The 24,228-nt window shown below is 50.7% G+C and carries 19 protein-coding genes; 18 read left to right on the top strand and 1 reads right to left on the bottom strand.

The window, feature by feature from the left end:
- Positions 1-73: 73 nt before the first annotated feature.
- The 6 genes from QU667_RS05665 to QU667_RS05640 all read left to right on the top strand — a co-directional run bounded on the left by QU667_RS05665 (position 74) and on the right by QU667_RS05640 (position 6,292).
- Entirely contained in the window at positions 74-1,354 is a 1,281-nt protein-coding gene (locus tag QU667_RS05665) for a threonine/serine exporter family protein (protein ID WP_304988331.1), read from the top strand.
- A 4-nt stretch (positions 1,355-1,358) separates the two neighbouring features.
- On the top strand, positions 1,359-2,552 hold the full coding sequence (locus QU667_RS05660) for a multidrug effflux MFS transporter (RefSeq protein WP_304988330.1): 1,194 nt from the start codon (positions 1,359-1,361) through the stop codon (positions 2,550-2,552).
- Positions 2,553-2,628: 76 nt separating this feature from the next.
- Entirely contained in the window at positions 2,629-3,306 is a 678-nt protein-coding gene (locus QU667_RS05655; protein WP_304988329.1) for a response regulator transcription factor, read from the top strand.
- Positions 3,303-4,604, top strand: coding sequence for a sensor histidine kinase (locus QU667_RS05650; RefSeq protein WP_304988328.1), 1,302 nt, complete (start codon positions 3,303-3,305; stop codon positions 4,602-4,604). Before QU667_RS05655 ends, QU667_RS05650 begins: the two co-directional genes overlap by 4 nt.
- 12 nt (positions 4,605-4,616) lie before the next feature.
- On the top strand, positions 4,617-5,453 hold the full coding sequence (locus tag QU667_RS05645) for an energy-coupling factor transporter ATPase (RefSeq protein WP_304988327.1): 837 nt from the start codon (positions 4,617-4,619) through the stop codon (positions 5,451-5,453).
- Positions 5,438-6,292 (top strand): energy-coupling factor transporter ATPase, encoded by an 855-nt coding sequence (locus tag QU667_RS05640; protein ID WP_304988326.1) that lies wholly within the window; start codon positions 5,438-5,440, stop codon positions 6,290-6,292. Before QU667_RS05645 ends, QU667_RS05640 begins: the two co-directional genes overlap by 16 nt.
- A 105-nt stretch (positions 6,293-6,397) precedes the next feature.
- Here QU667_RS05640 and QU667_RS05635 read toward each other — a convergent pair whose 3' ends face one another.
- Entirely contained in the window at positions 6,398-7,609 is a 1,212-nt protein-coding gene (locus QU667_RS05635) for an HD-GYP domain-containing protein (RefSeq protein ID WP_304988325.1), read from the bottom strand.
- 332 nt (positions 7,610-7,941) lie between these two features.
- Between QU667_RS05635 and ilvD the strand changes: the two genes are divergently transcribed.
- The 12 genes from ilvD (at position 7,942) to QU667_RS05575 (ending at position 24,189) form a co-directional block, all read left to right on the top strand.
- Positions 7,942-9,594, top strand: a complete 1,653-nt coding sequence (ilvD, locus tag QU667_RS05630; RefSeq protein ID WP_304988324.1) for a dihydroxy-acid dehydratase — start codon at positions 7,942-7,944, stop codon at positions 9,592-9,594.
- 111 nt (positions 9,595-9,705) lie between these two features.
- Positions 9,706-10,200: a tRNA (cytidine(34)-2'-O)-methyltransferase gene (locus tag QU667_RS05625; protein WP_304988323.1), complete on the top strand. Its 495-nt coding sequence runs from the start codon at positions 9,706-9,708 to the stop codon at positions 10,198-10,200.
- Positions 10,197-11,108: a UDP-N-acetylmuramate dehydrogenase gene (gene murB, locus QU667_RS05620; protein WP_304988322.1), complete on the top strand. Its 912-nt coding sequence runs from the start codon at positions 10,197-10,199 to the stop codon at positions 11,106-11,108. Before QU667_RS05625 ends, murB begins: the two co-directional genes overlap by 4 nt.
- A gap of 38 nt (positions 11,109-11,146) precedes the next feature.
- Positions 11,147-12,106, top strand: a complete 960-nt coding sequence (locus tag QU667_RS05615) for a bifunctional riboflavin kinase/FAD synthetase (RefSeq protein WP_304988321.1) — start codon at positions 11,147-11,149, stop codon at positions 12,104-12,106.
- Positions 12,107-12,191: 85 nt separating this feature from the next.
- A complete protein-coding gene (gene rpsO / locus QU667_RS05610) occupies positions 12,192-12,458 on the top strand; it encodes a 30S ribosomal protein S15 (protein ID WP_304988320.1) in 267 nt (88 codons plus the stop codon).
- Between the two features lie 124 nt (positions 12,459-12,582).
- Entirely contained in the window at positions 12,583-14,652 is a 2,070-nt protein-coding gene (locus tag QU667_RS05605; protein WP_304988319.1) for a polyribonucleotide nucleotidyltransferase, read from the top strand.
- A complete protein-coding gene (locus QU667_RS05600; protein ID WP_304988318.1) occupies positions 14,652-15,221 on the top strand; it encodes a cob(I)yrinic acid a,c-diamide adenosyltransferase in 570 nt (189 codons plus the stop codon). Before QU667_RS05605 ends, QU667_RS05600 begins: the two co-directional genes overlap by 1 nt.
- 11 nt (positions 15,222-15,232) lie before the next feature.
- Entirely contained in the window at positions 15,233-16,474 is a 1,242-nt protein-coding gene (locus QU667_RS05595; protein ID WP_304988317.1) for an adenosylhomocysteinase, read from the top strand.
- An 11-nt stretch (positions 16,475-16,485) separates the two neighbouring features.
- On the top strand, positions 16,486-17,763 hold the full coding sequence (locus tag QU667_RS05590) for an amidohydrolase (RefSeq protein ID WP_304988316.1): 1,278 nt from the start codon (positions 16,486-16,488) through the stop codon (positions 17,761-17,763).
- 76 nt (positions 17,764-17,839) lie between these two features.
- The gene (locus QU667_RS05585; RefSeq protein WP_304988315.1) at positions 17,840-20,437 is read left to right on the top strand and encodes a DNA translocase FtsK; all 2,598 of its coding nucleotides are present in this window, start codon (positions 17,840-17,842) and stop codon (positions 20,435-20,437) included.
- A 136-nt stretch (positions 20,438-20,573) separates the two neighbouring features.
- Entirely contained in the window at positions 20,574-23,192 is a 2,619-nt protein-coding gene (alaS, locus tag QU667_RS05580) for an alanine--tRNA ligase (protein ID WP_304988416.1), read from the top strand.
- Positions 23,193-23,250: 58 nt separating this feature from the next.
- The gene (locus QU667_RS05575; protein WP_304988314.1) at positions 23,251-24,189 is read left to right on the top strand and encodes an HlyD family secretion protein; all 939 of its coding nucleotides are present in this window, start codon (positions 23,251-23,253) and stop codon (positions 24,187-24,189) included.
- The last annotated feature ends 39 nt before the right edge of the window (positions 24,190-24,228 follow it).

Here is a 24,228-nt window from a genome sequence, read left to right as displayed (position 1 = left end):
CATAGTCTCGCAAGGGGGCTTTGCTCTTTTTGTATGAAAAGACGTGACAAGACCGCCATCTCATGCTATAACTATGTTCATTATGATAAATGAAACAGCACGAATCAACATCAATAATATCCTTGAACGCGCCATCGACATCGGTCAGCGTATGCTTGTGACGGGCGCGGAGGTCAGTCGCGTGGAGCGTACGATCAATTTTATCTGCCGTGCGTACGGGGTACGTCATGTGGATGTGATGGTCATTACATCCAGTATCATCGTGACGCTGCGTGGTGCTGATATCGGCGTGCTCACGCAGATGCGGCGCGTGCCGGGGCAGAACTTCGACTTTCAGCGGCTCAAGGCACTGAATCAGCTTTCGCGCGAGATCTGCGCTCATCCCATGACCTCGGACGAGATCAAGCAGCGCATTCGGGAGATCGACACGATGGAGGAGATCTCCCTCAAGGCATCGTTGTTCTATTGGGCACTGATTGCCGCGAGTTTCTCCGCATTCTTCGGCGGGCGGTTCGAGGATGCTGTATGTGCGGGCATTGTTGGGGTGCTCCTGCGCCTTTTGCAATACCTTCTCGGACAGACGAAACTGAATCCGTACTTTGCGCTTGTCCTGCTCAGCTTCGTCGGAGGGATACTTGCAAACTCTTTCATGTGGTTCGGTATGGACATCCATCCCGCCGCCATCAATATGGGTAATATCATGCCCGTCATTCCGGGGCTCGCACTCATGAACTCCATCCGCGATATGTTTAGTCAGGAGACGATTTCGGGGCTGCTCAAAAGTGCCGAGGCATTCATCCTGAGTCTTCTCATCGCGACAGGATTCGCATTCAGTGCGACGGGGACGCTCATCGCCTTTGAGACGGCGGGATGGGTCTATCTCCTGACTTCGTTTGTCGGCGGTTTCTGCTTTCATCTGCTCTGGCACGGACACTTCAAGGATGCTGTCATGGGGGCGGTGGTCTGTATGGGGGCTTGGGGCTTTACAATGCTCTTTGTCGCGATGGACTGGAATGAGTTTGCGGGTTACTTTGCGGGTGCGATCTTTGCAACGATTGCGGCGGAGATTTTGGCGCGTATCTACAAATGTCCCGCGACGATCTTCCTCATCATCGGCGTGATCGCGATGGTGCCGGGCGGCTCGCTCTATCGTACAATGTTCTATGCTGTCGCTGCCAATTGGGAGAAGTTCGGAACGCAGGGGATCAAGACGTTCCTCTATGCCGTATCGATAGCGGCAGGGATTGTCATAGCGACGGCGATTTGGGATACGGTACAGGCATGGCTGATGCGTCGCAGGAAAAAAGAAGGGACATCTTGCACGGAGGAATGCTGTGCCGTCGAAGAGAAATAGGGGGATGGCGATGAATACACGCACACGCCTCTGGCTGACAGTGTTTCTTGGTATGATGACGGCAATTGCACCGCTTTCAACGGATATGTATCTGCCTGCACTGCCCGAAGTGCAGACGGCTTTTGGTGTCTCGACGTCGCTCGTCCAGCTGACACTGACGATGACGACGCTCGGCATGGCACTCGGACAGATTCTCGCAGGGCCTCTGAGCGATCTCCATGGGCGGCGGATACCGCTCTTCATTGGGATGCTCGTATTCATCGGTGCGACACTCGGCTGTGTACTTTCCGAGGATATTTATCTCTTCCTTTTCTTCCGCTTCTGCGCGGGCTTTGCGGGGGCAAGCGGCATTGTTATTGCGCGTGCGATTGCGCGCGATGTCTGCGAGGGAGCGGAGCTGACGCGATTTTTTGCGATCCTCATGATGGTAAACGGCTTTGCGCCGATCATCGCGCCCGTTATCGGCGGGCAGATCCTACTGTTTGCCGACTGGCGCGCGACCTTCGTGCTCCTCACCATCATTGGTGTATTACTCGCGGGGGCGACGCTGCTCTATCAGGAAACGTTGCCGAAAGATGCGCGCAGTGCCAATATGACTGACTCACTGAAGAAGTTTCCGACGCTTCTGCATGACCGCTATTTCCTCGGTCACTGCCTTCTCCAATGTTTTGTATTCGGGGCGTTCTTTTCCTATCTTTCAGGATCGTCATTCGTCTTTCAAAATGTCTATGGAGTTTCGGCACAGGGGTACAGTCTCATATTTGCCGTGATCGGAGCCGGGTTGCTGCTTGCAGGGATTCTGCCCGCACGCCTTGCGGGGCGCGTTCCGGATATTATGATGCTGAAATATGCTGTACTGGTTCCGTTCTTCGGGAGTATTCTGCTCATGGCGGGCTTTGTCTTTGCCGTGCCACTTGCGGTGATTGTCATTCTGCTGTTTCTCACGGTTGTTCCGCTCTCGGTCATGGGGGCGGCGAGTTTTTCCCTTGCACTTTCGCGGCAGGGAAAGAATGCGGGCAGCGCATCCGCGCTGATTGGCTGTTTCTCCATGCTGCTCGGCGCGTGCATGATGCCGGTGGTTGGCATTGCAGGCGATCACACGGCAATCCCTATGGGGCTTGTTATGTTTTGTGGCTATGGACTTGGCGCACTTGTTTTCTATGGGATGATCGCAGGAGATCATCCCATGATGCGCTGATTTTCATTTATCTTTCACCTCGCTTTCGTATACTTTGCTAGGAAAAATGGAATACAATCAGCGGGGAGATGATATGATGCGTGTGCTTCTGGCGGAAGATGATCTGCGGCTCGGGAAGCTCATTCAATATATGCTCGAACAGAACGACATCTCGGTCGAGTGGGTGACGGACGGCAGTGACATCTACGAATATGCAACCTATGCGGAGTACGATATTCTGATTCTGGACTGGATGATGCCGGGGGAAACGGGCGTCGAGGCATGTGCACGTCTCAGGCGCAGCGGCTATGACCGTGCAATCCTTATGTTGACGGCGCGGGACTCGGTAGAGGATCGCGTGACGGGGCTTGATGCGGGGGCGGACGACTATCTTGTAAAGCCGTTCGAGTTCTCGGAACTGCTCGCGCGTCTGCGTGCACTCGGACGGCGTGCGACACAACGCATTCAGCATGAGGTCGACGAGATCGGTGGCTTTAAGCTGAACCGTACGGCAAATATTCTTGAAAAAAATGGCAGGATGATCCAACTCTCTCCACGTGAGTTCCAGCTTTTTGACCTTCTCGCGCAGAACATCGGCATCGTTGTGCCACGTGATATAATTCTCGACCGTATTTGGGGACTTGAGTCGGATGTCAGCTCGAACAACATTGACTCCTATATGAAGATGCTGCGAAAAAAACTGGATGCGGCAGGGGAGGGTGACGCGATCAAGACGATACGCGGGGTTGGCTACAAACTGGAGACACCACGTTGAATGAGCAGAATGTATTCGGGCGCAGCCGTTTGCGGCTCATGCTCCGCTATGCGCTTGTCATGGGAGGACTGGTTATCGTCCTCCTTTTTGCCATGCACAAGACGATGGAGTGGGCAATCACGTCCGAACAGGCGCGCGAACTCTTGGATACGGCGAACGGTGTGGCGGATGCACAGGCATACACAGTTCTTCATGCCGGGGTAGATGCGGATGAAACTCAAATCTATCGCGGTACGAATGATCGTCTTTTCTATTATGTATTTGATGGAGAAGGGCGACTGGTCAGTTTTTCACGTGCCTCCTTTCGCATTGAGTCGTTTGTATTGGACATTGTGACAGGGTGGGATGCACCCGAGCGTGAGGTGCGCGTCTTTACAAAGACGAATGAACGCGGTGCACCGACGAAGGTGATGATGACAGCTCAGACCGTGTTCAGTCCGCCGCTGCCGATGCAGACGGTCTACGTCGGCAAGGATGTCACTGCTATGTATAACGGCATGGAAAAGGCGACATGGGCGCTCGCGATTCTCGGCGGCTTTGCACTTGTCTTTGCCGCCGCCATTGGCTATGTGCTCTCGGGTGGTGCGATGAAGCCCGTGCGAGAGGCGTATGAAAAGCAGCGGCAATTTGCTGCGGATGCTTCCCACGAACTGCGAACCCCGCTTGCCGTCGTACTTGCCTCGGCAGATCTCCTGCGGAGCGATCCGTCGATCACATCCCCCTTTTTGAAGCAGGTCATCGAGGATGTGCGTGACGAGGTCAAGAAGATGACGAAACTCGTCAGCGACCTCCTCACTGTTGCGCGCAGTGACGCGAAGGCAAATCAGGTAAAACCTGTACGGATGGATCTCGTCGCCGCTGCACAGCAAACTGTGCGCATTATGCGTCCCTTTGCCGAAAAGAAGGATATTGCCATCGTGGAGGAACTGCCGAAACGTGCGGAGATCTATGCGGATGAACAGAAGATTCGTCAGCTGATCTTGATTTTGGTCGATAACGCGGTGAAGTACACGCCCGAACACGGACGTATTTCCGTCTGCGTACAGGAGGAGAAGGGGAGTGTGGCGCTTTCTGTTTCCGATACGGGCATCGGTATTGCACCGGAGCATACAGAGCGTATCTTTGATCGTTTCTACCGTGTGGATAAGGCTCGTTCACGCCGTATGGGCGGCAATGGTTTGGGGCTTGCCATTGCACGCGAGATTGTCGAAGCGCACGGGGGACATATAGGGGTTGAGAGCGAGGTTGGCAAGGGGACGACATTCCGCATCCAGTTGAAGGCACGCACGAAGAATTAGTGAGAGATGGAAATGACAGATATTTTTTTTGAACTCAATCATGTCACCCACGTCTACCGGAGCGGAGAGGGTGAGGGACACGAGGCACTGCGCGGTGTTACGCTTTCCATTGCGGCGGGCGAGTTCGTAGTGGTGCTCGGGGCGAACGGGTCGGGTAAGTCGACTCTTGCGCGGCATCTGAACGCCCTCCTCCTTCCGAGTGCGGGAACGTGTCTGGTGCGCGGATGGGATACGAAGGATGAGATGCGGCGATGGGACATTCGACAGGAGGTCAGCATGGTGTTCCAGAATCCCGACAACCAACTCATTGCTGCGGTAGTTGCGGATGATGTTGCATTCGGTCCTGAAAACCTTGGTGTTCCGCCTGCAGAGATCCGTGCACGCGTTCAGAATGCACTCGCGCTTGTCGGTATGGAATCATACGCTCAAGCAGCTCCACATCTGCTTTCGGGGGGGCAGAAGCAGCGCATCGCCATCGCAGGGGCGATTGCCATGCAGACACATTGTCTTGTCCTTGATGAGCCAACGGCGATGCTCGACCCACGAGGAAGAACGGAAGTTCTGAATGCTGTGCAAAAACTGCATAAAGAGCAGGGACTGACGATTGTTTATATTACGCATTTTATGGAAGAGGCGATTGCGGCAGATCGTATTGTCCTGATGGATGCAGGGCGCGTCGTCATGGATGGGACACCTCACGAAGTCTTCACACAGACGGAAAAGGTGCGTGCACTGGGGCTTGATATTCCGCTCGCGGCCGATCTCGCGGAACATTTGCGGCGCGGCGGGCGTGAGCTTCCGTCGGATATTATAACGGATGAGGAGTTGCTGCATTGTCTATCGAAATAGAATCTCTTTCGTACACCTACATGGAGAAGACACCTCTTTCACATACGGCTCTCCACGATGTTACACTGACAATCCGAGAGGACGCATTTACTGCAATCGCGGGCGAGACAGGCGCGGGAAAGTCAACCCTCATGCAGCTGATTGGCGGTTTGCTTGTACCGACAGCAGGACAGGTTCTTGTGGATGGTGTCAGTCTCCACGGCACAACGAAAAAGGAAAAGGAAACGGCGCGAACGGCACGCTTTCGCGTCGGCATGGTCTTTCAATATCCCGAGCATCAGCTCTTCGAGGAGTCTGTGTATGAGGACATCGCCTTCGGTCCGCGCAATCAAGGGCTGTCGGATGCCGAAGTCGAAAGACGTGTGCGGGAGTCAATGGAGCTTACCCGTCTGCCAGACAGCTATCGTGATCGCTCGCCGTTTGCACTTTCGGGCGGGGAGCGCAGACGCGTCGCCATTGCAGGTGTACTCGCACTCGCACCGCGTTATCTCGTGCTTGATGAGCCTGCTGCGGGACTCGATCCGCGGGGACGTGAGGCTCTGCTCACCATGCTTACGATGCTCCATCGCGAACGCGGTGTCAGTGTTATCCTAGTTTCACACAGCATGGAGGATATCCTGCGTGTTGCGAATCACATGGTCATCCTTGCGGGCGGACGCGTCATCGGTGAAGGGATACCGTGCGACCTTTTCCGACAGGAGGAACTCCTCACGCAAGCGGCGCTCGCTGCTCCACATATTTTGTGTCTTGGACGAAAGCTTGAGGCGGCCGGCTACCCCGTAGGGGACTGCATGACGGTCGCGGATATGGCTGCAAAGATTTTGGCAAAAAGCAGATAAGGTGCATAAGAAAAGCCGGACATTGTCCGGCTTTTCTTATGCGTATACGGGATCACCGATCCAACGAAGTCCGTCTAATCTGTAGATGGCTTGCCCCATACTCCTTTATTTTGCACTTATACGTGGCGGTGCAGATACGCCGGAGGATGTGATGCCCGCAGCCCTGTCCTTTTGACGCTCTTCTTCAAGGTAGTAGGAGGGATCCACACCAAGTTCGTGGATGAAGTGGTAGAGATCGTTCCCCGTTGGGACAACCTGTATGGAGGCGGCACCGTCGTGCTCTTCGGAAAGATCGATCACTGTACGATGATCCAGCAGTTTGCCGTTAACATCGGCGAAGAGAATAATGATTGGGGTCGTCGTGCGTCCGAACTTACTTTCCTTCACCACTGCAAAACCGTAGGTGGTTTTGAGTACAGCTCCCTCGGGGTAGAGGGCAACGTTATTGAAGAACATTTCAAGAAGTTTCTGGTCGAATTGCCCCTTGTTGATGTTGTGCATGATGTTGTAGGCAATGTTCGGCATGTATGCCTTTTTATACGGTCGCTCACTCGTCAGTGCATCATAGACATCGGCAATCGCAGCGATTTTGGCGTAACGATGCATTTCTTCCCCTTTGATTCCGCGCGGATAGCCGGTTCCGTCGACATGTTCGTGGTGCTGTCCCGCAATCGCCGCGAGAATGCTTACCTTTGGCAGATCACTCATTTTGAGGATGCGGCGTGCGCCATCGGCGGGGTGTTTTTTCATGATGTCGAACTCGCTCGTCGTCAAGCTGCGGTTCTTATTGAGAATATCTGTATGTACGTCGATTTTTCCAAGATCGTGCAAGAGTCCGCCAAGTGTGATGAGGGACAGTTCTTCCTTCGGCAGGTGACAGAGCATTCCCGTCATTGCCGAAAGAACGGCGACATTGACGCTGTGCGCAAATGTATAGGCATCGTGCGTGCGTATGTCCGTGAGCTGAACGAGGTTTTCATGGTTGTCAAAGAGATCAAAAACGATGGCATCCGTCACCTTTTGGAGGGCGGAAGCATCCAACGTTTTATTTTCCTCAATGGACTGAAATGTGTTGTAGACAGCACTGATCGCATTAACTCTGGTCTTTTCTGCGATGACATCCGGTGGCGGTGCAAGCTTATGATTCGGGTCCATCGAAGTCACAGTGACCGACTGAATGCCAAGCTGACGCAGTCTGCGAATGTAGTCGATGGTCACCGGTTGTCCCTTGACCAGATAACTTCCTCCGGCGGTATTGAACAGGCTCTGTCCAAGAACCATACCGTCCTTTAACTTCGAGACAGGAAGTCGTAGCATTTTTTCCCCCTTGTTACATCCATTATGTATCGTCGCATCCTGCCTGCGTTGGCAGGTTTCCCCTTTGCGAACAAATACAGATTTCCTATTTAATATTGCGTGTCTAGTTTACATGAAATACAATATTTTGTAAAGAGGATTAGAGTTATATGGTGTCATCTCATCCATCGTATTTCATAAAGAGGTCTTATATTGTTTTTATTTGCAGGCTTAAGTAAGCTATTGAAAAAAACCATCGAATGAGCTAAAATCTCTTTCATCCCCTTTAGGAATGTGGTTGATTTATGGATTTGTGTATTTTCCATAAATATTTTACAGATTAGGAGAGTTCTATGCGAAGTGATGTTGTAAAAAAAGGAGCGACACGGTGTGCACATCGTTCGCTATTTCATGCAAACGGATATGGCACTGAGGATCTTAAAAAGCCGCTGATTGGTGTTTGTAACTCGTTTAACGAGATCATCCCCGGGCATTTTCATTTGAATACGATTGCGGAAGCTGTGAAACTTGGCGTGGCAGCTGCAGGTGGAACGCCGATTGAATTTCCGTCGATCGGCGTTTGTGACGGTATTGCCATGGGGCATACGGGGATGAAATACTCCCTCGCGAGCCGTGAGCTGATTGCGGACTCCATCGAAGCTGTGGCTATGGCATCGGGATTTGACGGGCTTGTTCTCATTCCGAACTGCGATAAGGTTGTACCGGGGATGCTCATGGCGGCGGCACGTCTCAATATTCCTGCGATTCTTGTCAGCGGCGGCCCCATGCTCGCCGGGCGTCATCGCGGACGCGACATCAGTGTCAGTCAGGCATTTGAGGCAGCGGGGATGTTTGCTGCCGGTAAGATGGATGTCGGTGAAATGACTGCAATTGAAGAGCACGCCTGTCCAAGCTGCGGCTCTTGCTCCGGTCTGTTCACGGCAAACACGATGAACTCCCTCACCGAGGTGCTCGGTATGGGGCTTCCCGGCAATGGTACGATTCCCGCTCCCTATACGGGTGAGCGTCGCTTGTTGGCAAAGCATGCGGGTGCGGTCATCCTTGATCTCGTTGAAAAAAACATATGCCCGCGTGATATTATGACACGTGAGGCATTTGAGAATGCGATCACAGTTGATATGGGCATCGGCGGGTCATCGAATACGGTTCTGCACCTTACGGCGATTGCACACGAGGCGGGAATTGAACTCCCACCGCCGTTATTCGATGAGATCAGCAGACGCACGCCGTATATTACGAAGCTGAGCCCGGCGGGAACACATCATATGCAGGATTTGAATGAGGCAGGCGGCATCACGGCGGTGATGAAGGAACTGTCCAAGAAGAATCTGCTGCATTTGGATGCGCTGACTGTTACGGGAACGGTTCGTGACCGCATCGCACATGCTGAGGTTCTCGATCGTACGGTGATTCGCAGTGTTGAGAATCCCTATCGTCCGGAGGGCGGTCTTGCGATCCTGCGCGGAAACCTCGCCCCCGATTGTGCCGTTGTCAAGGCATCGGCGGTTGCGGATGATATGCTCACGTATCGCGGTACAGCGCGGTGCTTTAACTCTGAGGAAGACGGTGTCAACGCCATTATGGAGGGGAAGATTCACGATGGGGATGTTGTTGTCATCCGCTACGAGGGTCCGAAGGGCGGTCCCGGTATGCAGGAGATGCTCAATCCGACGGCGGTCATCACAGGCATGGGGCTGAAGGTCGGTCTCATAACAGATGGACGATTCAGCGGCGCAAGTCAGGGAGCCTGTGTGGGACATATATCGCCTGAGGCAATGTCAGGTGGGCCGATCGCGCTGATTGAGGACGGCGATATGATTACGATTGACATTCCGAATCGCAAGATCGAACTCGAAATCAGCGAGGAAGAGCTCAATAAACGCCGTGTGCACTGGGTTCAGCCGGAACCGAAAATCAAAACCGGTTACCTTGCGCGTTATGCAAAGCTGACGACATCTGCGAATGAAGGTGCCGTTCTGCGCTAAAAAGAACATCTTACAACCCATGGGCGTTTCCGCTCCTATGGGTTGTTTTTATGACAGTAATTCGCTATAATGACGTTGCATTGTTCCGGAAAAGGATGGAGGATCAATCATATGCACATTGTTTTGGTCGAACCGGAAATCCCGGGAAACACGGGAAATATTGCACGGCTGTGTGCCGGAACCGGTATGGAGCTCCATCTGGTTCGACCACTTGGATTCTCGACGGATGATAAGCATTTGAAACGAGCGGGACTAGACTATTGGCATCTTGTTAGAGTGCACTATCATGACAGTTTTGTTGAAGTTCAAAAGCAGTATGATGGGTGTCCTTTTTATTTCTGCACGACAAAAGCTGCACATATCTACTCGGATATGATCTATACGTCGGATACGTTTCTCGTATTTGGCAAGGAAACGGCAGGTCTGCCGGAATCTTTGCTGACTGCCAATGAACGTTATACCATTCGCATACCTATGCAGGATAACGCGCGGTCGTTGAACCTGTCCAACGCCGTTGCTGTTGTTGCATACGAGGCACTGCGTCAAAACGCTTTTGTTGACTTACGTCTTGCTGGGTCGGGCTGTGGGGGAGTGCATACCATATGAACAAGGAATTCGTTCGTATCTGTTACAAAGAATTTGGTTCATCATGTCTTTTTGTGGATGCTCCCTTACGCTTTCATACAACATTTCGGATTGGTGGACCTGCAGATCTGCTTTTTTACCCACAAAACACAGAAGAAGTACGGAAGATCATCTGTCTTGCAAGGGAATATGGTGAGCCGATTACGTTGCTCGGCAATGGCTCGAATATCCTGGTTCGTGACGGAGGTATCCGAGGGCTCGTGATACGATTCAGTCAAAAGATGGCAGAGGTATCGCGCGAAGACACGGATCTTATCGTTGGCGCGGGGGCTCTGCTTCGTGATATTGCGGTATATGCACAGAAAAATGGACTTTCGGGGCTTGAATTTGCCTGCGGGATTCCAGGGAGCATCGGCGGTGCAATTTTTATGAATGCGGGTGCTTACGATGACGATATGAAATCAGTCGTTATTTCTGTCAAAACGGTTTCTCCGGATGGTGAGATACGGACGTATTCTTCCGCAGATCTTGATTTTGGCTATCGTCACAGTGTATTTCATGGGCGCGATGAAGCGATTTGTGAAACACGACTGCATTTGAAAGAAGATGATTGTGCACTGATTCTGGCACGCATGGCGGATTTGAATCAGCGCCGTGAAAGTAAGCAGCCACTGTCATATCCGAGTGCAGGGAGTACGTTCAAGCGCCCTCCAGGCTATTTTGCCGGAACATTGATCGATCAGACGGGATTAAAGGGGCTTACGGTCGGTGGCGCACAAGTTTCGCAGAAACACGCAGGATTCATTATCAACATAGGAAAAGCGACGGCAAATGATGTTCAGTGCCTGATTGCAGAAATTCAAAAACGAGTCTATGCAAAACATTCTGTTGAACTTTTTCCTGAGTTACGCGTGATAGGAGTACCTTGACTCACGGAATACACATACGAGGAGAATAGTTCTTCCAAATGGAAAAATATAAAGAACTTGCTGATTTTTCATCAAAATATCCAAAAATCGTAATTGCACTCGGTATGTTTGATGGGATTCACATTGGGCATCAGAGAATCATACGGAAAGCCGTCGCAAAGGCGCGGGAAATCAACGGAACTGCACTTGTGTTTTCATTTGCGAATCACCCGCGTTCTGTTATTGTTCCAAGCACCGCTCCACGTCGAATCGGAAGCGACGCCATACGTTTTCATGTCCTGCGGAATCTCGGTGTGGATGCCCTGGTGGAAATTCCATTTACACCGGATTTTGCCGAAATAAGTGCAGCGGATTTTATTGAACTCTTACAATGTCATTTCTCGCCAAAATACATTGTCGTGGGGGAGAACTATACCTTTGGCCGAGGTGGTTTTGGAACGCCAAAACTTTTGCAGGACAACGCCGCATCATATCGTTTTTCTCTGATCGTGTGCCCTTCGGTTATGCGCGGCGGTGCGCCGGTAAGCAGCACACGAATTCGCACATGCATTGCAAATGGAGAGGTATCTAAAGTCAATGAATATCTCGGCTACCCGTTTACCATCAATGGCATTGTGATTCATGGACAGAAACGTGGACGCAGACTAGGATTTCCAACAGCCAATCTGGCATTACGCGAAGAATTTGAGCATCTGCCAAACGGAGTTTATGCTGCAACGGTATTTTATCAAGATCATCTTTATTATGCGGCATCAAATGTTGGGAACAATCCCACATTTGATGCCTGTGATCGGCGTCTGGAAGTTCATATCATGGGTTTTTCCGGGGATCTTTACGGGGCAGAAATCATGGTTTCTTTTTATAAAAAAATACGAAATGAGCGCCATTTCCCCTCTGCTGAAGCATTGATTCAGCAAATTGAGAAGGATAAGGAAAGCGTCGTATGTGTGCTCGCAGAAAATTTTCATTTACAAGAAAATATTTCTATGGTAATATGATGAACGCTGACAGATCCATGACTCAGATAGCGACTAATCCGACGTTTTCTTGGTCAGTGGTGAAAATTAATAAGGAGGATTCTATATGCTCACACAGGAAAAGAAACAGGAAATCATCAAAGCATATGCAGTGCATGAGGGAGATACCGGGTCGCCGGAGGTTCAGATTGCTGTCCTGACCGCACGCATTCAGTATCTGACGGAACATTTGAAGGAACATAAGAAGGATCATCACTCACGCCGGGGGCTTCTGAAGATGGTTGGACATCGCCGGCGTCTTTTGAGTTATCTCTATCAGACGGATATTGAGCGTTATCGTTCGATCATCACGAAGCTCAATCTGCGTAAGTAATATTTCAGAACAAAGAGAAAGAGCGGGGGATTCCCCGCTTTTTTGCTATCGGGACAAGGATTCTATGATATTTTGTCGAATGCTTTTGTCATATGGAACGAACAGAGAGATCTAGGAGGATATTATGCAATGTTTCGAAATTGAGCTGGGCGGACGAAAACTTACCATAGAGCAGGGAAAGATGGCAAAGCAGGCGAACGGTGCTGTCTTGGTTCGTTATGGAGATACCGTTGTCTTGGTGACAGCAACTGCTTCAAGTGCGCCGCGTGAAGGAGTCGATTTTTTTCCTCTGACCGTGGACTATGAGGAAAAGATGTATGCGGCAGGGAAGATTCCTGGCGGCTTTATCAAGCGTGAGGGGCGTCCGAGCAGCGATGCTGTGCTCTGTGCGCGTCTCATTGACCGTCCTATCCGACCTCTTTTCCCCGAAGGTTTTCGGAATGATGTCCAGATCGTTGCGACCGTATTGTGTGTTGAACAGGACAATCCTCCGGAAATTGCTGCGATGATCGGTGCTTCTTGTGCGCTCTCTGTATCAGATATTCCTTTTATGGGACCGATTGCCGGCGTGCGTGTTGGCTATGTTGATGGGGAATTTGTCATCAACCCGACGGAGCAGCAGCGTGCAGTATCGGAACTCAACCTTACCGTTGCCGGGTCATACGATGCTGTGATGATGGTGGAGGCGGGAGCAAATGAGCTTTCCGAAGAGGTTGTGTTGGACGCGATCTTATTTGGTCATGCTGAAATCCGCCGCCTTGTTGAGTTTCAGCAGATGATTCAGAGTTCATGCGGCAAGGAGAAACAGACCCCTGCCATCTTTACGGTGTCGGAGGAACTCGAATCCAAGGTGCGTGCGTATTCGGAGGAACGTCTTGATGCGGCAACGCGGAACAGTGACAAGCTCATGCGTGATGCTGATATTGCCGCGATTAAAGCGGAGACGATCGAGCATTTCGTCGAGGAATATCCGGAAGCTGCGAAGGAGATCTCACAGATCCTCTACAAGATTGAAAAGGGCATTGTCCGCCATATGATTACGCATGAAAAAATTCGCCCGGATGGACGTGCGTTGGATGAAGTGCGACCTGTCAGCTGCGAGATCGGTATTTTGCCGCGTGCGCATGGTTCAGGGCTCTTCACCAGAGGGCAGACACAGGTACTCACTGTCACAACGCTTGGTTCGATTGGAGACGAGCAGATTATTGACGGGCTTGGACCGGAAACAACGAAACACTATTTGCATCACTATAACTTCCCAGGTTACAGTGTCGGTGAGGCGCGTCCCATGCGCAGTCCCGGCAGACGCGAGATCGGGCATGGCGCACTCGCGGAACGAGCTCTTTTCCCGATGATTCCGTCGATTGAAGACTTTCCCTATACGATCCGTCTTGTTTCAGAGATTCTTGAGTCAAACGGATCGAGTTCGATGGGGAGTGTCTGCGGAAGTACGCTGTCGCTTATGTGTGCCGGTGTTCCAATCAAGCGTCCTGTGTCCGGTGTCGCAATGGGACTCGTACGCGATGGGGATGACTACTCCATCCTGACAGATATTCAGGGGATGGAGGATGCACTCGGTGATATGGATTTCAAAGTTGCCGGGACAGCGAAAGGCATTACGGCAATTCAGATGGACATCAAGATTGCCGGGATTACGCGAGATATTCTCGCCTCGGCACTGGCGCAAGCAAAGCAGGGACGCGCATTCATCCTTGAGAAGATGCTTGCGTGCATTGATAAACCCGCTGCAGAGCTCTCGCCATATGCCCCGCGTGTAGAGGTCATCACCATTGACGTTGATAAAATACGCGATGTCATTGGAACGGGCGGCAAGGTTGTCCGCAAGATCATTGATGAAACGGGGGTGGATGTTGATATTCATGAGGATGGAAACATCTTCATTACGTCTCCGAATATGGAGGCCATGGATCGTGCCCGCAAAATGATCGAGGACATCGTGCGTGAAGTTGAGGTCGGAGAGGTCTATACGGGACGTGTCACGCGCTTCCTGAAGTTTGGTGCATTTGTCGAACTTCTTCCCGGCAAAGAGGGACTTTGTCACATTTCACAGCTCGCAAAACATCGCGTGGAGAATGTCGAGGATGTGGTGAAGATCGGTGACCAGCTTGAGGTCAAGGTCGTTGAGATTGATGATAAGGGGCGCATCAACGTCAGTCATAAGGCACTTCTCTGATGATTCAGGTATATACCGGGAACGGCAAGGGAAAGACAACTGCCGCAATCGGTCTTGCAATACGCGCCCTTGGTGCGGGATACCGCGTGTTCATGATGCAGTTCATGAAAAGCTTTGCTTATAGTGAGCAACAGATTTTACGTAAGATGCCGAACATGACCATAGAAACCAGTGGAAAACCATTCTTTGTCGCAGAAGAGGGGATGATGGATGAAAAAGCACGGGAACTGCTGGGCGATGATGTTGTTATCTTTCCCAAGGGAAATCCTCCGGCAGATTATGTTTCCTTGCTAACATTCGGATTTGATCGAGTGATGGAGGTCATATCAAAAAAAGAAGCGGAGCTTGTCATTCTGGATGAGGTCAATATTGCGCTTTCGTTTGATCTCTTGCAGAGAGTGCAGATGGAGAAACTGATGGAAATCCTTCCCGTGCAAATGGAACTCGTCTGCACAGGCAGAAATGCACCTAAATGGCTTCTTGACCGTGCAGATCTTATCACAGAAATGAAGGAAGTACGTCACTACTACGAACAGGGGCTTCCTGCGCGTAAGGGAATTGAAAATTAAAGGAGTTTTACATGAAATCTATGATTCGGGATATTGCACTCGCACCATCCGGTCACGCAAAGATTGATTGGGTAAAGCGTTTTATGCCGGTGATGGCCGCAGCCGATAAGGAGTATTCAGTCACAAAGCCGTTTGCCGGCATCAAGATGGTCATTACCCTGCATCTTGAGGCGAAGACTGCCTACATGGCAACGATCTTCAAGCACGCCGGAGCAGAGGTTGCCGTTACAGGCAGCAATCCTCTGTCCACACAGGACGATGTTGCGGCAGCACTTGTTGAGGAGGGCATTCATGTCTTTGCGTGGCATGGCTGCACGGAGGAAGAATATTCTGTGTTCCTTAATAAGGCACTTGATATTCAGCCGGACATTGTCATTGATGACGGCGGCGACCTGGTTGATATGCTTCATACAACAAGGCGGGATCTTCTTCCCGGACTGATTGGAGGGTCAGAGGAGACAACGACGGGGGTGCACCGTCTAAAGGCTTTGGAGCGTCAAGGAAAACTTGAGTTTCCGATGATTGCAGCAAATGACGCATATTGTAAGTATCTCTTTGACAACCGCTATGGGACGGGTCAGTCCACATGGGACGGCATCATGCGTACAACAAACCTCGTTATTGCAGGAAAAACCGTTGTTATTGCGGGCTATGGCTGGTGCGGCAAGGGCGGTGCGATGCGTGCACGTGGTCTTGGTGCGAATGTCATCATCACGGAAGTCGATCCGATCAAGGCGATTGAGGCGGTCTTTGACGGCTTCTCTGTCATGCCGATGGACGAGGCGGCAAAGGTGGGCGACATCTTCCTGACGCTCACGGGAAATAAGGATATCCTTTGCAAGCGTCACTTTGATGTGATGAAAGACGGCGCGATGATGGCGAATTCCGGTCATTTCGATGTTGAGATCAACATTCCGGAGCTGACTGCGGGTTCTGTATCGAATGAGATTGTACGTAATAATATCCGTGAGTTCGTGCAGTCGGATGGACGCCATCTGTATCTCCTCGCGGAGGGGCGTCTGGTCAATCTTGCGGCAGGTGACGGGCATCCTGCGGAGATCATGGATCTCTCGTTTGGCGTGCAATTTTTCTCAGCACTTCATCTTGTCCGCCATGGAAAAGAGATGAAGAAGGGCGTACACCTCATGCCGGATGAGATCAATGTCGAGATTGCAAACATCAAGTTGAACTCCCTTGGCATTCGGATTGATGAGCTCAGTGCAGAGCAAAAAGAATACCTCGGACTGGCATAGGAGAGACTGCATTGAATACGCTGATCAAAAATGTCATTGCGCTTCTGCCGGATGGGACGACCCCCCTTGTAAACATTGCCATTGCCGATGATCGGATTGTGGCTGTGGGAGATGTTCCTGAGGATTTTCAGGCAGAAAAAATTATTGATGGTACACAGCATTTTGCAATTCCCGGATTCGTCAATGCGCATACCCATGCCTCCATGACACTCCTGCGCAGCTATGCAGATGATATGAAGCTGATGGATTGGTTGGAGCAGATGATCTGGCCGATTGAGGCAAAACTGCGTTCGGATGATATTTACTGGGGGGCTATGCTTGCGGCAGTTGAAATGATCCGCAGTGGTACGACGGCATTTGCCGATATGTACGGGCCGGATATGGAGCGCGTTGCCGAGGTCGTTGATGTCTCCGGTCTGCGCGGTGTACTTTCGCGCGGTCTGATCGGTGTTGCGCCTGACAGTGACAAGAAGTTGGAGGAGAATGCCGCACTCTATGAGAACTATCATGGAGCGGCACAGGGGCGCATCACCGTCATGTTTGGCCCCCATGCTCTCTATACCTGTCCGCCGGACTACTTGAAAAAAATTGCTGCCAAGGCACAGGCACTTGGTGCTGAGGTTCATATCCATATGTCGGAGACTGTGGGCGAGATCGAGAACTGCCTGAAGGAATATGGCAAGCGACCGTTTGCCCATGTCGCTTCGACGGGATTGTTTGAGAATGGAACACTTGCCGCCCACTGTGTGCATTTGGACGATGAGGACATTGATATTATCAAGAAATATCATATCCGTGTCGCACATAATCCCGGCAGCAATATGAAGCTTGCCAGCGGAACGGCTCCCGTACCTCGTTTGTTGGAAGATGGCGTTTGTGTTGCACTCGGCACGGACGGCGCATCCAGTAATAACAATCTGGATATGCTGGATGAGGTTCAGCTCGCAGCGCTAATGCACAAGGTGCATACGCTCGACCCGCTTGCTGTTCCGGCACTCACTGCAGTCAAGATGGGGACGGAGTATGGTGCACAGGCACTTTCCCTGCACGATGTCGGTCGACTTCGGGCAGGGGATAAGGCGGATATTGTCCTCTTTTCCATGCGTGGTGCAGCATGGACACCGTGCTACAATCCTGTGTCTCTCCTTGCGTACGCTGCGAAATCCTCATCCATTGACACGGTGATGGTGGACGGAAAAATTCTCATGGAGAACGGTGCACTCACAACCATGGATGAAGAGCGTATTCTGTTTGAAGCACAAAAAGTTGCAGATCGCCTTACAAAATAGTATACTGATGTACCATAGACAATGGTGATTTCATTTGCTATGCCTCCGCTCTCTCAGGGCGGGGGCATACTGTGATATGGAGGGATTGTTTTTGGGAAAGAAAAGTTCTGGCCGACGAACGTCGCGGTCTGTTTCCACCAAACGGAGGAGTACGGCGCCGAACGGATCAGGACGGAAGTATGAACTCATTGGTCTTATCCTTCTTACGTTTGCTCTGATTTCAGGGGTCGGAATTCTTGGACTGAATGTTGGCTTTGTAGGCTTCTTTTTCGCGGATTTCTTTCGCTATCTCTTTGGTTGGGGCGCACCTTTCTCGCTTTTGATTATCGCCCTCATAAGTCTGCAATACATCATACACCATCGTGGCCTTCTCTATACAAAAAAATTCTTTGGTGTCATCGGCTTGTTCGTTTCACTCCTTGCTGTATGGCATCATTTTGTCATTCCTGTTGACGAGGAAATACTACCGCAAAATCTCGCGGACGGTGGGGGATTGATCGGCGGCGGTCTTCTCTTCCTGCTGCGCAGCTGTTTTGGTGTGGATGGTGCGATCATTTTATTGAGCACCATCGTTGTTGGATCTGTTCTTTTGGCTACGACATGGTCGCTTGCCTCCGGCTATATGAAAACAAAAGAACAGGCAAAAAAGGGCGCAAATGCAGCAGGTGTTGTTCTCCAAACAACGCGCGAAAAGGTGAGCGCTGTGGCAGAGAAAATCGAAACGAAAACATCAGCGATTGCTCATGATACACTGTCTGCTGTGCCTTATAATCAGGTAAATGATCCCATGTTTGCAGAGGAACATAAAAAGACTGATACCGCACAGGTCGAGGAGATTGTGGAAACGACTTCTCCTGAACCGGACGCAGAACCCCTTCCCTGCGAAGAAAATGAGGTGCAGGAAGCAGAGCCTGTGCAGATGTATGATGTGCTTGCTTCGACAACAGAATCTCCTTCGATAGAGGAAGAGCCGGAAGCTCCCGCACCGATTCCATTTGACTATGAACAGGAAATTGAAGCACAGGATGATGAGCCTCTTATGCCTGTGGAGCAGTCTTCCATCATAATGGATGCGTGCATACCTGTGGAGGAAGAGGAGGACGATGCGGTCGAGGAACATGCGGATGTCCCCGACTGCCTTTCAGTGGAAGAACCTGCTGTTTCGCTCGTTTCTCCTCCTCCTGTGCCGCCAACTTCCACTGTCGCCGATGAAACAACAGGAGAGCGTCCCTATGAGCTTCCCAAAGTTACGCATATTCTTTCCAAGCACATCAAGAAAGAGAATGAGACTTTAGCCCAGGAGATCAAGGAAAACGCCCATGTCTTGCAGCAGACGCTTGAAAGTTTCCATGTGAATGCAAAGGTGGTCAGTTTCTGTCATGGACCTGCAGTAACGCGCTATGATCTGGAACCTGCGCCCGGGGTGAAGGTGAGCAAGATCACGAATCTTGCGGAAGACATCGCTCTGCAGCTTGCGACTTCCTCGGTGCGCATAGAGCCTGTTCCCGGCAAGGCGGCAATCGGTATTGAGATTCCAAATCGTACGTTGGAAAGTGTTCAGCTTCGCGAGGTGTTGGAGAACCCGCAGTTTCAAGAGGCGTCATCCAAACTCACGGTTGGCCTTGGAATGGACATCAGTGGACAGGCAATTTTTGCAGATATCGGGAAAATGCCTCATCTCCTGGTTGCAGGTGCAACGGGCTCCGGTAAATCTGTGTGTATCAATACCTTGATCTCAAGTATCCTGTTCAAAGCAACACCGGATGAAGTAAAACTCATCCTGATCGATCCGAAGATGGTGGAACTCTCAAACTACAACGGGATTCCGCATCTCATGGTTCCCGTTGTGACCGATCCGAAAAAAGCGTCTTCCGTGCTGAACTGGGCGGTGCAGGAGATGGAAAAACGCTATTCTATTTTTGCGAATCACGGTGTTCGCGATATCAAATCCTTCAACCGTCGATATCCGGAGGAAAAGATTCCGCTCATTGTCATCGTTATCGATGAGCTTGCAGATCTCATGATGGTATCGCCGAAAGATGTGGAGGATGCCATCTGCCGCATCCTCCAAAAGGCACGTGCCGCAGGCATTCACATGATCCTCGCAACACAGCGACCCTCGGTGAATGTCATCACGGGGATCATCAAGGCAAATCTGCCGTCCCGTATCTCTTTTGCTGTTTCGTCACAGGTGGATTCGCGTACGATCTTGGATCGCGGTGGGGCAGAGACCCTTCTCGGAAAAGGTGATATGCTTTTCTCTCCCCAGGGAGCTCCCAAGCCGATTCGTGTGCAGGGCGCATTCATCAGCGATGAAGAAGTTGAGATGCTGCTGGACTTTATCCGTGCACAGGAACAAGAGATCAGTGAGAATGAGGAACTCATTGACTATATGGAGAGTGAAGCCGCAGGCGAGGATAGCGCAGAGGACGATGGGGTGCAGATCAAGCAGGATCAACTTCTTCCCGATGCCATTGAACTTGTCATGTCCACAGGTCAGGCGTCCTCATCCAATATTCAACGCAGACTGGGCGTGGGGTACACCCGAGCGGCACGGCTGGTCGATACAATGGAGGAACTGCGTATCATCGGACCAAGTGTCGGCGGTAATAAACCGCGGGAAATCCTTATGACATCAGAACAGGCAAAAGAATTAGTAAAAAGTATCATGTAATGCTGAAATATGTGAGCGAATGTATACCGTTTTGAGATGACGGGATTTCTATATTTTTCTTTGATTTTATGCTATACTTACGCACACTCAACTTCTTTGCGAACATGGTTTTAGGAGGGCGATTACATTGAAGTATATGACCGGGAACGAACTGCGAGAAGCATATTTGCAGTTTTTCGCAGAAAAAAAGGGACACCTTCGTTTGCCGAGTTACTCCCTTGTGCCGGAAAACGATCCTACGCTTCTTTTGATTGGTGCCGGTATGGCACCTCTGAAGCCTTTTTTTACCGGTAAGGTGAAACCTCCACGTACTCGTATTACCACCTGTCAACGTTCTGTTCGTACAGGAGATATCGAGAATGTCGGACGTACGGCACGTCATCAGACCTTTTTTGAGATGCTTGGAAACTTCTCTTTCGGCGATTACTTCAAGAAGGAAGCGATTCCGTGGGCGTGGGAATTCCTGACAGAGGTTGTCGAACTTCCCAAAGATAAGCTCTGGGTTTCCATCTATCCGGAGGATGATGAAGCTCGTGCTATCTGGTTGGAACAGACCGATGTGCTTCCGGATCATATTGTTGCGTTGAAAGATAACTTCTGGGAGATCGGACCCGGTCCATGCGGTCCGGACTCCGAGATCTACATTGATCTCGGCGAAGAACGCGGCTGTGGTGAACCAACATGCGGCATTGGCTGCGATTGCGACCGCTTTCTTGAGATATGGAATCTTGTCTTTACCCAGTACGATCGTACGGAAGAGGGTGAGTACAATGTTCTTGCGCACAAGAACATTGATACGGGCTGCGGCTTGGAGCGACTTGCCTCTGTTGTACAAAACAAGAAAACAAACTTTGAAACAGATCTCCTCTATCCGATCATCGAATACACGTCTAAAATTTCGGGTGTAGCTTATGGCGAAGATCCGAAAAAAGATATTTCACTCAAGGTCGTTGCAGACCATGCGCGTTCTGTTGCTATCATGATTATGGATGGCATTCTTCCATCGAATGAGGGGCGCGGATACGTTTTGCGGCGCACACTCCGCCGTGCAATTCGACATGGACGTATGCTCGGGATCACAAAGCCTTTCCTTGATGATACGGTGGATGCCGTCGTTGAAATTTTCCGCGATGCGAAGGATTTCAGTGATCTCCTGACAAAACAGGACTATATCAAGCGTGTGATTCGTGTGGAAGAAGATCGCTTTGCGACGACGTTGGCACAGGGAATCGAGCTTCTGAATGATGAGGTTACACGTTTGAAATCTGCCAATGAAACCGTTCTCCACGGCGAAATCGGGTTCAAACTCTATGATACCTACGGCTTCCCGCGTGAGCTTACCGAAGAGATTCTCCACGAGAATGGAATCACCTTGGATGGCGAAGGCTTTCAGCAGGAGATGGAGAAGCAGCGTACCCGTGCAAGAAGTGCACGCGGAGAAAATCAGGCAGTTTCTGTTCCGGATCTTTCGGGGATCGATACCGGAAGGCTGATGGAGGATGCCGCGGCGACGAAAGCGACTGTTGTTGCAATCTGGCACGATGGGAAACTTGTTGATTCGCTGCGTGATGGAGAGAGTGCCGGAATTATTCTGAGTACAACCCCTTTTCATGCAGAAGGCGGCGGACAGGTTGGGGATGAGGGTGTCCTGCGCAGTGAACTTGGCTGTCTCGCCGTCACCAATACAAAGCGACTGCCCGATGGAACGGTCTATCACCTTGCTTATGTTGAGGAAGGACAGATCCAACGCGGGGACTCCGTAGAAATTTGCCTTGATACAGAAAAAAAACTCTCATCTGCGCGAAACCATACGGCGACCCATCTCTTGCAGGCGGCGCTTCGGCGTGTTGTCGGCGATCATGTTCAACAGGCAGGTTCGCTTGTTACACCGGAGCGACTTCGCTTTGACTTCACGAACTTTGAACCTGTGAGCGAGCAGCAGCTTCGTGATGTCGAGGAGCTTGTCAATGAGGAGATACTGCGTTCGATTGACCTCCATATCTCCATGATGCCGATTGATGAGGCGAAGGCCCTTGGCGCTATGGCACTCTTCGGTGAGAAATACGGTAATATGGTACGTGTTGTTTGCGTTCCGGACTTCAGTATTGAGCTCTGCGGTGGATCCCATGTGACCAATACCGGGCAAATTGGTCTGTTCAAGATTATCAGTGAATCGGGCGTTGCGGCGGGTGTGCGCCGCATCGAGGCGATTACCGGTCGTGCTGCATGTGCTTATGCGACAGAAATGGCACGGACTGTGCAGGAACTCTCGCATAAACTAAAGACGAGATCCGAGGAGCTTGTTGCACAGGTTGATAAGTTCATAAGCGAGAGAAAGTCTATGCAGGAACAGCTGCGGAGTTTTGCCGAATTCCGCGATAAGGCAGATGTGCAGAAGCTTCTTATGGGGGTTCAGGAGATTGGAAATTTCCATGTGGTTGTCGGAAAAGCCAATGTAGATTCCATGGATGAACTTCGCAATATTGCGGATCTTACCTGCGAGAAGCTGGATTCCGGAATTGTGATTCTCGGAGCTGTCATTGATGATAAGGTCAGTCTGGTGGTCAAGGCAGACAAGGCGGCAGTGAAGCTGGGGGCTCATGCAGGTAATATCATCAAGCAAGCTGCAAAAGCAGTCGGCGGCGGAGGCGGCGGTCGTCCTGATATGGCACAGGCCGGCGGTAAAAATGCGGAGCAACTTCCGCAGGCATTTGAAGAGGCAGTGGCTGTCATACGTCAGCAGGCTTCTGTCTAACAGAATGTATTATGGCTGTCACATTGCTGACAGCCATAATTTTTTAGAGGGATAACTTATGGAAATTGATGTCACAAAATCCCTGAGAAAGAAAATATATCGAGCTATTATTTTTTTTCTGGTCATTGTATTTTGCACTTCTTTTTTCTTGCTTCACAGTATCGATCGATCGGATGAGTTAACGGTATCCAATGCACATATCGTCTGCGAACAAAGTTCATTACAGGCGGCCAATCTACTGATTATCCGGGAACTGCATACAGAAGAAGGCGCATATATAGCGCAAGGAACACTTCTTGTCACGGTGCAGAATGTATTATCGGATGAGGAATACGCTCGTTTGCAAAAGAATGTGGAACTCGCACAAACGAATGTAGAACAAATTCGATATGGAGCAGCAGCGGTATCACAAAAGATACCGCTGCAAACGGAAAGTTTGGATGCTGCTCGCGTACGTATGGATCGCATGAATGAATTATATGAAATGGGAGCAGTCAGTGCAGCGAAAAGGAATGAAGCTGTTGCGGCATACGAGCAGGAAAAAAATGCTTTGACCGTAGGCAGCGAACAAAATACGGGAGCACCGAATCCGGCGGCAATACAGGCGGCAGAGGAGCAGCTGAAAAGAGCGGAGGAAGCGCTGGCAAAAGTGCGTGACAATACAAGTACCACAGATCTCTTTGCCACACGGGAGGGCACGGTATCACAGATTTTTGTAAAAGAAGGAGACCGTATCGAGAAGGGGGATGATATTCTCTCCGTGAACATTTTGGAGAACTGTTGGATTGAGGCAGCAATACCAAGTGATGGAAAAGATCGGGTTTATCTAGGACAAATTGTTCGATATGAACTCAATGGTATTCCTGTGCAGGGAACGGTAGAAGAGATCGTTGACGCAGATCCGGAGAATGGAAATGAGGAGATGGTTCGTATATCCGTTCCTTTGGATAAAACGGCAAGCGACGGAGAGAATATTGTATTGCATTTTTCTTCTTGATTGATGCGAGTATTGCTGTCCAACTTTTCGTACGGGTTA

Source organism: Selenomonas dianae, assembly GCF_030644225.1.
In the GTDB taxonomy this organism is placed as follows: domain Bacteria; phylum Bacillota; class Negativicutes; order Selenomonadales; family Selenomonadaceae; genus Centipeda; species Centipeda dianae.
This window is presented reverse-complemented; position numbering and strand designations above follow the sequence as displayed.